Annotated in this window: 12 protein-coding genes; 7 read left to right on the top strand and 5 right to left on the bottom strand. The window is 66.3% G+C overall.

Translation table 11 applies throughout. The features are described from left to right. Nucleotides 1-3 precede the first annotated feature (3 nt). Nucleotides 4-771: a 3-hydroxyacyl-CoA dehydrogenase gene (locus tag GO606_RS04685; protein ID WP_169117210.1), complete on the top strand. Its 768-nt coding sequence runs from the start codon at nucleotides 4-6 to the stop codon at nucleotides 769-771. A 39-nt stretch (nucleotides 772-810) separates the two neighbouring features. Further along, entirely contained in the window at nucleotides 811-2,601 is a 1,791-nt protein-coding gene (locus tag GO606_RS04680; protein WP_169117209.1) for an acyl-CoA dehydrogenase, read from the top strand. A gap of 16 nt (nucleotides 2,602-2,617) precedes the next feature. On the opposite strand, the gene GO606_RS04675 is transcribed toward GO606_RS04680, so the two are convergent. After that, on the bottom strand, nucleotides 2,618-3,853 hold the full coding sequence (locus tag GO606_RS04675; protein WP_169117208.1) for a polysaccharide pyruvyl transferase family protein: 1,236 nt from the start codon (nucleotides 3,851-3,853) through the stop codon (nucleotides 2,618-2,620). Nucleotides 3,854-3,932: 79 nt separating this feature from the next. On the opposite strand from GO606_RS04675, the gene GO606_RS04670 reads away from it, so the two are divergent. Then, on the top strand, nucleotides 3,933-5,834 hold the full coding sequence (locus GO606_RS04670) for a B12-binding domain-containing radical SAM protein (protein WP_169117207.1): 1,902 nt from the start codon (nucleotides 3,933-3,935) through the stop codon (nucleotides 5,832-5,834). Between the two features lie 37 nt (nucleotides 5,835-5,871). Here the strand turns inward: GO606_RS04670 and GO606_RS04665 are convergent, their stop codons facing one another. Next, nucleotides 5,872-6,930, bottom strand: coding sequence for a GGDEF domain-containing protein (locus GO606_RS04665; RefSeq protein ID WP_169117206.1), 1,059 nt, complete (start codon nucleotides 6,928-6,930; stop codon nucleotides 5,872-5,874). Between the two features lie 416 nt (nucleotides 6,931-7,346). On the opposite strand from GO606_RS04665, the gene GO606_RS04660 reads away from it, so the two are divergent. The 4 genes from GO606_RS04660 to GO606_RS04645 all read left to right on the top strand — a co-directional run bounded on the left by GO606_RS04660 (nucleotide 7,347) and on the right by GO606_RS04645 (nucleotide 8,658). Next, complete coding sequence (locus GO606_RS04660) at nucleotides 7,347-7,571, top strand: hypothetical protein (RefSeq protein WP_246979370.1); 225 nt, start codon at nucleotides 7,347-7,349, stop codon at nucleotides 7,569-7,571. Nucleotides 7,572-7,635: 64 nt separating this feature from the next. Next, nucleotides 7,636-8,067 carry a PaaI family thioesterase gene (locus tag GO606_RS04655; RefSeq protein ID WP_169117205.1) on the top strand — a complete coding sequence of 144 codons (432 nt, stop codon included), beginning with the start codon at nucleotides 7,636-7,638 and terminating at the stop codon, nucleotides 8,065-8,067. Between the two features lie 100 nt (nucleotides 8,068-8,167). Beyond that, the gene (locus tag GO606_RS04650) at nucleotides 8,168-8,329 is read left to right on the top strand and encodes a hypothetical protein (protein ID WP_246979369.1); all 162 of its coding nucleotides are present in this window, start codon (nucleotides 8,168-8,170) and stop codon (nucleotides 8,327-8,329) included. Beyond that, nucleotides 8,326-8,658: a thioredoxin family protein gene (locus GO606_RS04645; protein WP_169117204.1), complete on the top strand. Its 333-nt coding sequence runs from the start codon at nucleotides 8,326-8,328 to the stop codon at nucleotides 8,656-8,658. The genes GO606_RS04650 and GO606_RS04645 overlap by 4 nt, the downstream gene beginning before the upstream one ends. 12 nt (nucleotides 8,659-8,670) lie before the next feature. Here the strand turns inward: GO606_RS04645 and GO606_RS04640 are convergent, their stop codons facing one another. The 3 genes from GO606_RS04640 to GO606_RS04630 form a co-directional block, all read right to left on the bottom strand. Further along, a complete protein-coding gene (locus tag GO606_RS04640) occupies nucleotides 8,671-9,069 on the bottom strand; it encodes an RNA-binding S4 domain-containing protein (protein WP_169117203.1) in 399 nt (132 codons plus the stop codon). Nucleotides 9,070-9,157: 88 nt separating this feature from the next. After that, complete coding sequence (locus GO606_RS04635; protein ID WP_169117202.1) at nucleotides 9,158-9,883, bottom strand: BON domain-containing protein; 726 nt, start codon at nucleotides 9,881-9,883, stop codon at nucleotides 9,158-9,160. Nucleotides 9,884-10,090: 207 nt separating this feature from the next. Then, nucleotides 10,091-12,415: an aldehyde ferredoxin oxidoreductase C-terminal domain-containing protein gene (locus tag GO606_RS04630; protein WP_169117201.1), complete on the bottom strand. Its 2,325-nt coding sequence runs from the start codon at nucleotides 12,413-12,415 to the stop codon at nucleotides 10,091-10,093. Nucleotides 12,416-12,514: the final 99 nt, after the last annotated feature.

Raw genomic sequence — 12,514 nt, 5'->3', positions numbered from 1 at the left:
ACGATGAAACTCGAAAGCAGCACTTTTATCGTCACCGGCGGGGCGTCGGGGCTCGGCGAAGCGACCGTGCGCGCGTTCCACGGCGCCGGCGCGAATGTCGTCATCGCGGACCTGAACAGCGTCGGCGGCGAAAAGCTTGCCGACGAGCTCGGCATCCGCGCGGCGTTCCACCGCACCGACGTCGCGTCCGAAGCCGATGCACGCGGCTGCGTCGAGCTCGCGCTCGCACGCTTCGGCGCGCTCAACGGGCTCGTCAACTGCGCGGGCATCGGCAGCGCCGCGAAAGTGCTCGGCCGCGACGGCCCGCATCCGCTCGACACGTTCGCGCGCATCGTGAACATCAACCTGGTCGGCACTTTCAACATGATCCGGCTCGCGTCCGAAGCGATGTCGAAAACTGAGCCGAACGCCGGCGGCGAGCGTGGCGTGATCATCAACACCGCGTCGGTCGCCGCGTACGACGGCCAGATCGGCCAGGCCGGCTACGCCGCGTCGAAAGGCGGCATCGTGTCGATGACGCTGCCGATCGCGCGCGAGCTCGCGCGTTTCGGCATCCGCGTCGTGACGATCGCGCCGGGCCTGTTCCTGACGCCGATGATGCAGGCGCTGCCGCCCGAGGCGCAGAAATCGCTCGGCGAAGCCGTGCCGTTCCCGCCGCGCCTCGGCGAACCCGCCGAATACGCGCAACTCGCGCGCCAGATCGTCGAGAACGCGATGCTCAACGGCGAGACGATCCGCCTCGACGGCGCGATCCGCCTCGCACCCCGCTAAGACCACTTGGCCGGACCTGCGCCGGCCGGAGCCGCCACCATGCACGATTACGCCGCGCCGCTGCGCGACATGCATTTCATCCTCCGCGAGTTGGCCGGGCAGGACGCGGTTTCTGCGCTGCCGGGATTCGAGGACGCGACGCCGGACGTCATCGAGGCGATCCTCGATGAAGCCGGCAAGTTCGCCGCCGGCGTGCTCGGCCCGATCAACGCCCGGGGCGACGTGCAGGGTTGCCGGCTCGACGCCGACGGGCGCGTCGTCACGCCCGAGGGCTGGGAGGATGCGTGGGACCGCTTCGTCGAGGCCGGCTGGACCGGCCTGTCGCTGCCGCCGGAATTCGGCGGACAGGGCCTGCCGAAGCTGGTGTCGACGCCGGTGTGGGAGATGTGGTTCGCGACGAACATGGCGTTCGCGATGCTGCCGCAACTGAACGTCGGCCAGGCCGAAGCCCTGCTGATCGCCGCCAGCGACGAGCTCAAGCAGACCTGGCTGCACAAGGTTGTCAGCGGCGAGTGGGGCAGCACGATGAACCTCACCGAGCCGCAGGCGGGCTCCGACCTCGCGGCGACGCGCACCCGCGCGGAGCCTGCCGCCGACGACAGCTATCGCGTGTTCGGCCAGAAGATCTTCATCTCGTACGGCGAGCACGAACTGACGAGCAACATCGTCCACCTCGTGCTCGCCCGGCTGCCGGATGCGCCGGCCGGCGTGAAAGGGCTGTCGCTGTTCCTCGTGCCGAAGTTCCTGCTCGACGCCGATGGCAATCCGGGCGCGAAGAACGACGTGCGCTGCATCGCGATCGAGCACAAGCTCGGCATCCACGGCAGCCCGACCTGCACGATGAGCTACGGCGACGCCGGCGGGGCCGTCGGTTACCTCGTCGGCGCGCCGAACCGCGGCCTGGAGACGATGTTCATCATGATGAACGAGGCGCGCTTCGGCGTTGGCGTGCAGGGCGCCGGGCTCGGCGAGCGCGCCTACCAGCTCGCGCTCGGCTATGCGCGCGAACGCGTGCAGGGCCGCGACGCGATCACCGGCGAAGCCGGCCGGCCGATCCTCCATCACCCCGACGTCAAGCGCATGCTGCTGTCGATGCGCGCGCGGGTGATGGCGATGCGCGCGCTGCTATACACCGCTGCCGGCTGGTTCGACCTCGCGGAGCATCATCCGGACGCCGCGCTCGCCGCGAAATGCCGGCGTTATGTCGACCTGCTGATGCCGGTCGCGAAAGGCTGGTGCACCGAAGTCGGCCAGCAGGTGTGCAGCGACGCGATCCAGGTGTTCGGCGGCATGGGCTTCGTCGAGGAGACCGGCATCGCGCAGTTCGCCCGCGACGCGCGCATCATCACGATCTATGAAGGCACGACCGGCATCCAGGCCAACGACCTCGTCGGCCGCAAGATCCTGCGCGAAGGCGGCGAGACGCTGCGCGAACTGGTCGCCGACCTGCATGCGACGGCTGCCCAATTGCGCGAAGAGGCCGAACTCTCATCGCTTGCCGACGGATTCGCCGACAGCATCGCCGCCGTCGAACGGGCGGCCGACTGGGTGCTCGCGAACGGGAAGGAACGCTTTGCCGAGGTGCTCGCCGGTGCAGTGCCGTTCCTGCATCTGCTCGGAATCACGTGCGGTGCGTGGCAGATGGCGCGCCTCGCGCTCGCCGCGCAGCGCCGGCTTGCCGCCGGCCAGGGCGACCCGGTCTACCTCGCGAGCCTCGTCGAGCTCGCCCGTTTCTACATCGCAAGCTTCGGCCCGCAGGCCGTCGCCTGCTCGCAGGCCGTGCGGGAGGCCGGCGGGCCGCTGATCCGCTTCGACGCCGCTGCTTTCTGATGCCGGACCGCTCGCTTCATTCGAGTCGCTGCCGGATCGCGTCGAATTCGCTGCGGTACTGTTCGACGAGTTCGCGTGCGGTGTGCCGGAGCCGCTCCGGGTTGGCGTTCAATGCGTTCGCGATCCCGCCCGCGAGCTCGTCCACCGCGACCGTCGCACGCACTTCCGGCGGCTCCCACGTCGCGGCGAAAGCCGTCTGCTTGCCGGGCCGTCCCGGCGCTGCCGGATGGAGCAGGTTGAGGCGCGGCAGCGCGAACGCCATCGCGACGATCCGGCCGTGCAGGCTGCTGCCGCAGTACCCCTGACTCGCGGCGATCAGCGCGCAGATGTCCCAGATGTCGAGCGATTCCAGAATCCTCACCGGTGTCGCCGGCAGGCGCGCCACGAGCCGCGCGTAGCAGGCCCTGTCGTCGTGCCACGGCGCCGCGCCGGCGCGGAACAGGGCGACGCCATGGCCGCTCGAGCGCGCGCTGCGTTCGAGCCCGGCGGCGATCGCGTCGAGCGTCGCGTCGTCGCCAAAATCGGCGCTGAACTGCACCGCGAGATAGCCCTGCGGGAATGCGGCGCGGATCTGTGCGATTTCGCCGGCGCGGGCGTGCCGGGCGATGCGCTCGCCAAAGAGCGCCGCGACCATGACTGCGGGGTCGGGCACGAGGCGGGCGGGGACACCCGCCGCGGCGAGCTGCGCGAGCGTTTCCCGGTCCCGCACCCCGACCTCTTCGGCGGCGTGCAGATTCGCGAGGACTTCGGCGCGCAATGCCGCATCGCACTGGCCGAGCTCGGTGCCGCCGACGGCGTTGAAGATCACGTGGGCCGCGCCGGAGAAAAGGCCCTTCGGCAGGCAGTACGGTGCGAGCGCCCGCGTGCCGAGCCGGCGCTGCGCCCATTCCAGCGCCTCCCGCGGTCGCGCGTCGAGGCGGGTGATGGCCTCGTGCGCCTGCTGCGGCGGTAGCAGCATCACTGCGGCGTGCCACGCGCCGCAGGTGAGAATCTCGCCGCCGACGTGGATGATGTTGACTGGGCGCTCGCCCCAGGCTGCCGCGAGTGGCGCGATCGCGCTGACTGCATGTCCGCCGAAACGCCGCAGATCGGCGTCGACGAGACCGGCGAAGACCGGATTTTCGTCGTCGAGCATCGCGGCGACGACGTGCGGGAACAGCAGGTCGCCGAAGTTGTGGCGGTCGAACGCGCCGAACAGGATCGTCGGGATGTTTGCCGGCGGCTTGGGTGCGCCAGCAGGGCTCCGTATCACGGCTGACTCCTTTGTTCGGGCGCAGCCGAAGCGCGCCGATTGCCTCTAGAATGTCCGGCCCGAGCAACTCCCCGAGCTGATGTCAGACACCTCCCTGCGCGTTTTGTCGGTGATCCCGCCGATGACGCAACTCAACACGCCGTACCCGTCCACCGCGTACCTGACCGGCTTCCTGCGCTCGCGCGGCGTCGACGCGGTGCAGGAGGATCTGGCACTGGCACTCGTGCTGCGGCTGTTTTCCGGTGATGGCCTCACGGCGATCCGCGACGGCATCGAAGCGACGCCCGAATGCGAACGCCCGCCGCGCGTGCAGGCTTTCCTCGCGCAATTCGACCGCTACCGGACGACGATCGGACCCGCGATCGCGTTCCTGCAGGGGCGCGATCCGACCGTCGCGCATCGTATTGCCGGGCGCAGCTTCCTGCCCGAAGGCTCGCGCTTCGAATCGCTCGACGTCTATGTCGACCCGGACGGAGGCGATCCGCTCGCGTGGGCGTTCGGCGCGCTCGGGCTGCAGGATCGCGCGCGGCATCTGGCGACGCTGTATCTGAACGACGTCGCCGACGTGCTGCGCGAGGCCGTCGACCCGCGCTTCGAGTTCGTGCGCTACGCCGAATCGCTGGCGCAGAGCCAGCCGACTTTCGATCCGCTCGCCGAAGCGCTCGCGGCGCCGCTCAATCTCGTCGATCGCACGCTGCGCGAACTGACGCTCGACGCGATCGCACGCCATGCGCCGCAGCTCGTGCTGCTGTCGGTGCCGTTCCCGGGGGCCGTCTACGCGGCGTTCCGCATCGCGCAGGCGATCAAGGAACACGACCCGGCGATCGTCACTGTCCTCGGCGGCGGATTCGTGAACACCGAGTTGCGGGATCTGCGCGAACCGCGGGTGTTCGATTATTTCGACTACGTGACGCTCGACGACGGCGAGCGCCCGATCCTGGCGCTGCTCGATCACCTCGCCGGCGCACGTCCGCGGGAGCGGCTGGTGCGCACTTTCGTGCGCGGCGACGCTGCGACGGTGCGTTACATCCACTTCGACGAAGCCGACATCGCGTTCGCCGAAGTCGGCACGCCGACCTGGGACGGCCTGCCGCTGGACCGCTACCTTTCGGTCCTCGACATGCTCAACCCGATGCACCGGCTGTGGTCAGACGGGCGCTGGAACAAGCTCACCGTCGCGCACGGCTGCTACTGGAAAAAGTGCAGTTTCTGCGACGTCAGCCTCGACTACATCTCGCGCTACGACGGCGTGGCCGCGACGACGCTCGTCGACCGCATCGAGGCGATCATCGACGAGACCGGGCAGACGGGTTTCCATTTCGTCGACGAAGCCGCGCCGCCGAAGGCATTGAAGGCGCTCGCGCAGGAGCTTCTGGCCCGCCGCCGTGCGATCTCGTGGTGGGGCAACATCCGCTTCGAAAAATCCTTCACGCCGCAGCTGTGCCGGCTGCTGGCCGACAGCGGCTGCATCGCGATTTCCGGCGGTCTCGAAGTCGCGTCGGATCGTCTGCTGAAACTCATGAACAAAGGCGTCTCGGTCGAGCAGGTCGCGCGCGTCACGCACGGTTTCAGCGAAGCCGGCATCCTCGTCCACGCCTACCTGATGTACGGGTTTCCGACCCAGACCGTGCAGGACACGGTGGATGCGCTCGAATACGTGCGGCAGCTTTTCGCAGCCGGCTGCATCCAGTCGGGGTTTTTCCATCGCTTCGCCTGCACCGTGCATTCACCGGTGGGCCAGCGCCCGGAGGAATACGGTGTCACGCTCGTGCCGCTGCCGCCGGGCTCCTTTGCCAGGAACGACGTCCGCTTCGTCGACCCGACCGGCGTCGACCACGACGTTCTGGGCGTTGCCCTCAACAAGGCGCTGTACAACTACATGCACGGCATCGGCCTGGAAGAAGACGTTCGCAGCTGGTTTTCCGACCGCGTCCCCCGCCCCAGTGTCCCCCGCCATTTCGTCGCCCGGGCGTTGCGGTGAGCGATATCCTGCAGTGATCCGCGCCGGCGCAGAGCCGCTAGCCGAAGAGTGCGTCGAGATCGGGGCCGGTCTGGGTCGCCTCGGCCTGCTGCAAGACAATCAATCCCTCGGCTACCAATTGCTCGAAGTTCCGCGTCTGGTTGCGGCCGTGCTCCTTCGCAAAATACAACGCCTGATCGGCGCTGCCGAGGATGTCCGTCGGGGCGGCTGCCGGATCAACCCGGGTGAAGCCGAGACTGCATGTAATCTGCCCGATTTGCGGGAACTCATGTTTTTCGAGCATTTGCCGGAAACGGTCGAAAATGTTGAACACGTGTTCCTGTGGCGTGGGCTGGAGCATGACCACGAATTCTTCGCCACCAAACCGGAATAATCGATCGGTCCGGCGAAACGCGGTTTTCATGACGTTCGCGACGCGAAGCAGGACTTCGTCACCGAACAGGTGACCGTACGTGTCATTGACGCGCTTGAAGTGGTCGATATCGATAACCCCGATCCAGCGGGGGTCGTCGGGCGGTCGCTCGCCCCGCCGTTCTGCGGGCGGTTCCAGCGCCACGTCAACGGGAATACGGGCCAGCATGCGGTCGAAGGCTTCGTCAAAGGTTTTGCGGTTGAGCAGTCCGGTCAGCGAGTCGCGTTCGCTGTAGTCGAGAAGGCCGATGAAGTTCACGTAGATCTTGACGAATTGCTCGAGCGCTTCGCGTTCAACCTGAACCAGCGGTGGAAGGCCCATTACCGCGAGGATGCAAAGATTGGAATTGCCTGCGTCCGGCAAGGGGAAGACGCAATCGCTGTGCGTCGGCCCGGCTTTCCAGACCGGCCTCGAATCGCGCGCTGCCGCAGTGATCAGCGGATGCGCCGCAAGCGGCTCGCCCCGCTCGTCCTCGCCGGCCTTTTCACGGAACTCAACCCCGGCGTCGGAAGCGGCGACCACAATCGTTACCTGGGATTCGGCGCCGACATTGCTGCTCAGCCTGTACAGCCGAACGGTACCGGGTCTGAAAACGGTTTTCAGGGTCGAGACCAGGCTTATAGCCAGAAGATCGCGATCGCGACATGCCGAAATGCTCTCTAACTGTCGAAGAAGTTCGTTCATTGCACTGTTGGCTTGCGTCAGGAAACTTACCAATATGAGGATATCCACTACCGAGAGTGATTTTCCTCTTTCCCGCGCGTACCTTGTCGCGCTTCTTGCCTTACATGCCAATTATTACCCTTGGGCAGATTCAATGACCACACGCAGCCGGGCCAGGATTCGATGGTTGATCTTGTTGGTTGCCGTTCAAACGCCCGGTTCGGAGGTCTCACGATCGCTTGTCCGCCCGCATTTATCCGGCGTAGTTCTTGAGACGGCGCCGCCGTTGCGTTAGGCTGGTGGCCGGTTATTTTTTACTGCGAACAGCCGTGTTGCGCGCCCCGGCCGGTTCTTGACCATGTTTTGGGGTGTCACGACAGGCCTTGCCCGAGTCGTGTGGCCAGGGGCGTAAGCGGTTTGTCCGATCTTGAAGCGGAGTGTTTGACGACATGAGTGCCTGGAGTTGCCCTCACGATCTGAAGGGAATTTGTCAGCGGGTGCAGGGCGCGGTCTGTTCGCCCGGCATGCGCGGTTGCGAACTGGAAGGCAAAGTCCGGTTCGCGCGCGACGAGATGAATCTGCCGCGCAAGCCGGTAAAGGCCGCGCCTGCCGCACGGGACGGAAAGCCTGCGCTGCCTCCGAAGCGTCGCCTGCCGTTCTGACGGACCGCAAGCATCAGTCGATATCCCCCGGCGTATGCGGCCGGGGTCCCCCTCAAGGACAGCAATGAGCCGACTCCGCTCCGATGTAACACTCGACGTGCTCAACGAGCGCGGCAGCGAATACCTGCCGGGCTACCTCGGCATCGAAATCCTTTCCGTGGGGCAGGGTGCGCTCAGCAGCCGGATGCCGGTCAGGCAGCTGCATTTCGCACCAAACAATTTTCTCCACGCGGCAAGCATCGTGGCGCTGGCCGACACCACTTGCGGCTACGGCACGATGGCGCACCTGCCGGACGGCGCCGAATCGTTCACGACGATCGAACTGAAGAGCAACCATCTCGGCACGGTCAGGGACGGGAGCATCGCGTGTGTGGCGACCGCGCAGCACCTCGGCAAGAGCACGCAGGTATGGGACGCCGTCGTGACCGACGAGGCGAGCGGGCGCAAACTCGCGCTGTTCCGCTGCACCCAGATGATCCTGTGGCCGAAGTCCTGAGGCAGTCCGAAAGGAACAAAACGGGTAGGGGCCGGTCTCCCGCGGCAGCGCGAACGCCGATACATCCAGCACCGACGAGGAAGTTAGCCCGCGTTTCAGCTTGATCTGGACGCCGACGGCGGCGCAGACCTACTACGCGAGCTACAGCTATGCGTTCCTGCCTTCGGGCGAGCAGCTGAGCCTCGCGCTTTCAGCGAGCCTTCGGGTCCGCTTTTTGATGTACCTTTCCGGCACCAGACTTTGCCGGGAGGAAAAAACATGACGACGAACACCGCCTATTCCGCGACCGCCCCCGACCGCACCGAGATCGATGCGCTGCAGGCGCCCACCGTGGTCGAGTTCGGTGCGAACTGGTGCGGGTATTGCCAGGCGGCGCAAGCGCCGATTGCCGCCGCGTTCGCCCGCCATCCGGGGGTGCGACATATCAGGATCGAAGACGGCAAAGGACGCAAGCTGGGCCGCTCGTTCGGCGTCAAGCTGTGGCCGACACTGATCTTCCTCAACGAGGGAAGGGAAGTCGCCCGCCTGGTCCGCCCTGTGGAGGCGAAAGCGATCGCAGAGGCGCTCGCGCGGATCGATACGGAAGCGTGATGCGCGCGGCCTTCACCCGCTTTCGTTGAATCCCCTGATCTGCCGCCGCGCCTTCTTCGTCGGGCGCCCGCGCAGATCGCTCCCCGGTACCGGCGCGAGCCGGCGGTTTTCCTTTTCCGCCGCGCGCCGTTCACTGCTTTCGATGGTCTCCTCGTACAGCTCCCGTGCTTCCGGGGCGGGGCGCCGCTGTTCGTTGAGACCGCGCACGATGACCGTCCAGTGCGCATCGCCCGCGACGATCTCGAGCATGTCGCCCGAGCGCACGTCCCGCGCGGGCTTGACGGCGTGACCGTTGAGCCTGACGTGGCCGGCCTCGACCGACTGGCTGGCGAGCGAGCGGGTCTTGTAAAAACGCGCCGCCCACAGCCATTTGTCGAGGCGCATGCGGTCGGTGTTTTCGGCGTCTGCCATGCTGGAACGTATATCTCCTGACGGTTTATCGCGCGGGTGAGCCGACACGCCGGACCGGCAGGTCGGGCAGACGAGCGGGCAGGCCGGTTCAGCGTACCTCGATCTCGTTGATCACCGCCCTGACGCCGTGCAGATACCACGCGTCCAGTTCGGCGCGCTGGCGTTCGTCCTCGGAGGAGACGACGCCCTTGAGCGTGATGACGAAATCGCGACTGCCGACGGCGATCTGCTCCGCATGCACGAGCGGGTCGGTTTCGAGCACGAGACGCATCGCTTCGACGACTTCCTCGTCATTGTCCTCTTCCGGAGGCCTGATTTCGAGCGCGTTGTCCACGTCGCGACAGCCGCGCGCCCACCACGCCAGCACGCCCGCCAGGCGTTTGTGGGACAGGCTGATGACGTGGCCGCTCAGCGTGATCACGCCGCCCTCGACGGCGATATCGATGGCCCCGCTCGGATCGACACTCGCGTCGCGCAGCACTTCCAGACGGCCCGAACTCAGCACCCGCAGCGTGCAGTTGAAGAAATCCACGTCGCGCGAAATCCATTTGCAGGCCGCGTCGCGGATCGCCCCGTCGCCTGCCTCCACGGCCGGTGGAATCCGCAGCCGATCGATGACCGCCCGCACACCCTCGACCTCGGTGGCGGCCGCAACCGCGCGTCGCTTGTTCGCGATTGCCGGTACCTCGCCCGACAGGGTCACTGCGCCGTCTGCGGCAGCGCTCACCTCGAGCGGATAAAGAACGGGATCGATATGTGCGCCGCGCTCGAGTGCGGCAAGAATGCGGCGCACGATGTCATCTTTCGTCTGCATGATCCGTCTCCTTCGGCGATGTCGGCAGGGCCGTTTGTCTGATCATAGACAACGAACCCGCAGTGGCGCGATCCGCAGGGGTGGAGGTGGTGCAGCAGGCCGGAGCAATGCGGCCCGATCCGGGCCCCAAAAGCACAGCGCCCCGCGACTGGCGGGGCGCTGTGGCGCTCTTTACTGTCCGGCCGCGGCCGATCGGCGGCCGTGACCTCAGCCGCCGGCGATGATCGGCACCAGCGTCACCCGGTCGCCGTCGTTCAACGCGGTCTCGCGTTCGCCCGACAGTACCATGCGGCCATTGACCGCGACGTTCCACGAATGATCGCCGAGTTCCTCCTGCGCTTCCGGGAACCGGCGGCGCAGGGCTTCGCGCAGCGCGATCACGTTCGATACCGGCTCGTCGATGACGACGTCCTTGTCGGGGGCGCCCGGAAGCGGCTTTGGCAGCTCGACGCGGACTGCAAAGCCGGTCATCGTGTGGGCGAGCTGCTCGTGCCAGTCGGCGCTCGGCACGCCTTCGGCATTGAGCCCCGTGACCGCGTAGAAGCGCGACTTCATTGCCTCGAATTCCTTGCGATCGACTTTCTCGCCCTTGAACGGACCGACTTCGATTTCCTCGTCGAACCAGCGCCGCGGCAGCGTGTCGTCCTTCGCCCGCAGGCCGAGGCGGAAGTTCAGCAGCCGCTCGATGCCGGTGATGTTGCGGCCGATTTCGTTGAGCTCGTCGGCGCTGAGCGTCACGTCGGTGGCCGTCGACACCTGTGTCGCGAAGTCGCCGCAGTCGGGCGTGGTGGGCGAGTTGAACAGCTTGGTGTTGAAGCGGCACATGCCGACCGAGTCGCCGACGGCGAAAGTGTTCTCGCAGCGACGCACCGCGAATTCCTTGCCTCCATAGCCGTTCGGCTCCGGCACGACGGCGCCGCCGTAGAGCTGCGTCTTGAATGCCGCGTCGTCGTTGATGCGCGCGTTGATCTCCAGCGTCACGCGGTTCCTGAGATGGTCCATGCCGCGCGTCGCGACCGACAGGCCAAGCGCGAACGCCTTGAGGATGCGTGCGTCGTGCGGGTCGGACTGGAACAGGCCCTTGACCGCCATGCGGTAATCGAGCGCTTCCTTCGGGTACTTGCCGCGCTCGACGGCGCGCGACGAATCCGCGATGGTGTCGCCGAAGCCTTCGCGCTTGGCCGTCATGAACAGCAGTTTCTCGACGGTCTCGTAGTTGCCCCATGACAGGTCGAGGCCACCGGTGTGACTGGCGTCGATGATGCCGCGCTGCCACAGTTCCATTGCCCATGCGATTGCGCTGCCGGTCGAGGCCGAGTCGAGGCCGAGGTCGTTGAGGATGTTGTTCAGGCGCAGCACATGCTCCGGCTCCTTCAGCCCGATCATCGGGCCGAATTTGCCGACGGTGACGTACTCGGGGCCGTCGCCCTTGTCGTACTTGTCGAACTGGCCGTCGCCATGGATGCCGTTGTAGGTGCGCTCTTTGCCGTGCTCGATGTCGGCCTGCGCCTTGTCGTAGCTCGCATTGCCCTTGAGGCCTTTCAGTGCCGCCGAACCCCAGCCGCCCTTGCCTTCGGGAGTCATGTCGTTGAGGTTGCGGCAATGCACCGGGCACTTATAGCAGCCGTCCATACCGGGGCGGTAGGGGTCGAAGTTGTCGGCGTCGAGCGTCTCGTGCCATGCAGTCTTCTGGTTGTTCATCGTGCCCAGCGCGCCGAGCACGCGCGAAGGCTTGTAGAGGAACGGCGTGCCGACCTGCTTGAGCGCGTTCTTGATGACCGACGTCGAGGTGATCTTCTTGCCGATCACCTTGTTGTGCGCCTTGAGCTCCGCGACCTTCGGCGCGTCGCCCGGCTTGCCGTGCACCATGATCGCTTTCAGGTGCAGCGCGCCCATCTTCGCACCGCCGCCGCCACGCGCCCAGATCGCCTTGATGCCGCCCATGATGCCGCTGCACAGCGCGAGGTTTTCACCCGCGCTCGTGATACGGGCGAGCGCCATGTCCTTGCGTTCGGTGCAGTCGAAGTCGCGCTCGATTGCGCCGGGGATCTCGAGGTTGTCGAGGCCGACGTAAGGCGTCGCGTCGAGGAACTGGACTTCGTCGTGCGCGATGCGCAGCAGCGTCCATTGCGGCGCCAGGCCGTACAGCACGATGTGGTCGTAGCCGTGGCGCTTGACGAAGGACGGGAAGTAGTCGCCGCCGTTGGTGTCGAGGATCGCGTCGCTTTCAGGGGAGCGGCTGGTGAAGTTGCCGCGCGTCGCGGCCGGCATGTCCCCGGTGAGCGTGCCGGCACCGAAGATCAGCGGCACTTCGGGGTCGAGGGCGTCGCGTTCTTCCTGCAGCAGGTTGTAGAGCAGGTACATGTTCGCGCCGCGACCGCCGAGGAACGTCTGCAGCACGTCGCGCGGCAGGTATTTGCGGCGCGTCTCACGGCGTTCGAGATCGACGAACAGGGTGAGGCCCTGCGTGGGGAACTGCGGCTCGTCATGCATTCTGGCGCACAACTGCTCGACCTTCGTCCTGATATTCATTGGCGTGTCCGTGGCGATCAAGAGAGTGGTTCGAAGTATAGAGAGCAAATTGTTTGACGTCAAACAATGGTGGCGAGCAATGAATGTCGGTGGACGACG

Source organism: Aromatoleum anaerobium (genome assembly GCF_012910705.2).
Taxonomy (GTDB): domain Bacteria; phylum Pseudomonadota; class Gammaproteobacteria; order Burkholderiales; family Rhodocyclaceae; genus Aromatoleum; species Aromatoleum anaerobium.
This window is presented reverse-complemented; position numbering and strand designations above follow the sequence as displayed.

Coding starts and splice junctions, on each gene's coding strand:
- GO606_RS04635 (WP_169117202.1), bottom strand. CDS start 9,883: ATGCAGACGAAAGATGACATCGTGCGCCGCATTCTTGCCGCACTCGAG.
- GO606_RS04665 (WP_169117206.1), bottom strand. CDS start 6,930: ATGAACGAACTTCTTCGACAGTTAGAGAGCATTTCGGCATGTCGCGAT.
- GO606_RS04640 (WP_169117203.1), bottom strand. CDS start 9,069: ATGGCAGACGCCGAAAACACCGACCGCATGCGCCTCGACAAATGGCTG.
- GO606_RS04670 (WP_169117207.1), top strand. CDS start 3,933: ATGTCAGACACCTCCCTGCGCGTTTTGTCGGTGATCCCGCCGATGACG.
- GO606_RS04645 (WP_169117204.1), top strand. CDS start 8,326: ATGACGACGAACACCGCCTATTCCGCGACCGCCCCCGACCGCACCGAG.
- GO606_RS04655 (WP_169117205.1), top strand. CDS start 7,636: ATGAGCCGACTCCGCTCCGATGTAACACTCGACGTGCTCAACGAGCGC.
- GO606_RS04680 (WP_169117209.1), top strand. CDS start 811: ATGCACGATTACGCCGCGCCGCTGCGCGACATGCATTTCATCCTCCGC.
- GO606_RS04685 (WP_169117210.1), top strand. CDS start 4: ATGAAACTCGAAAGCAGCACTTTTATCGTCACCGGCGGGGCGTCGGGG.
- GO606_RS04630 (WP_169117201.1), bottom strand. CDS start 12,415: ATGAATATCAGGACGAAGGTCGAGCAGTTGTGCGCCAGAATGCATGAC.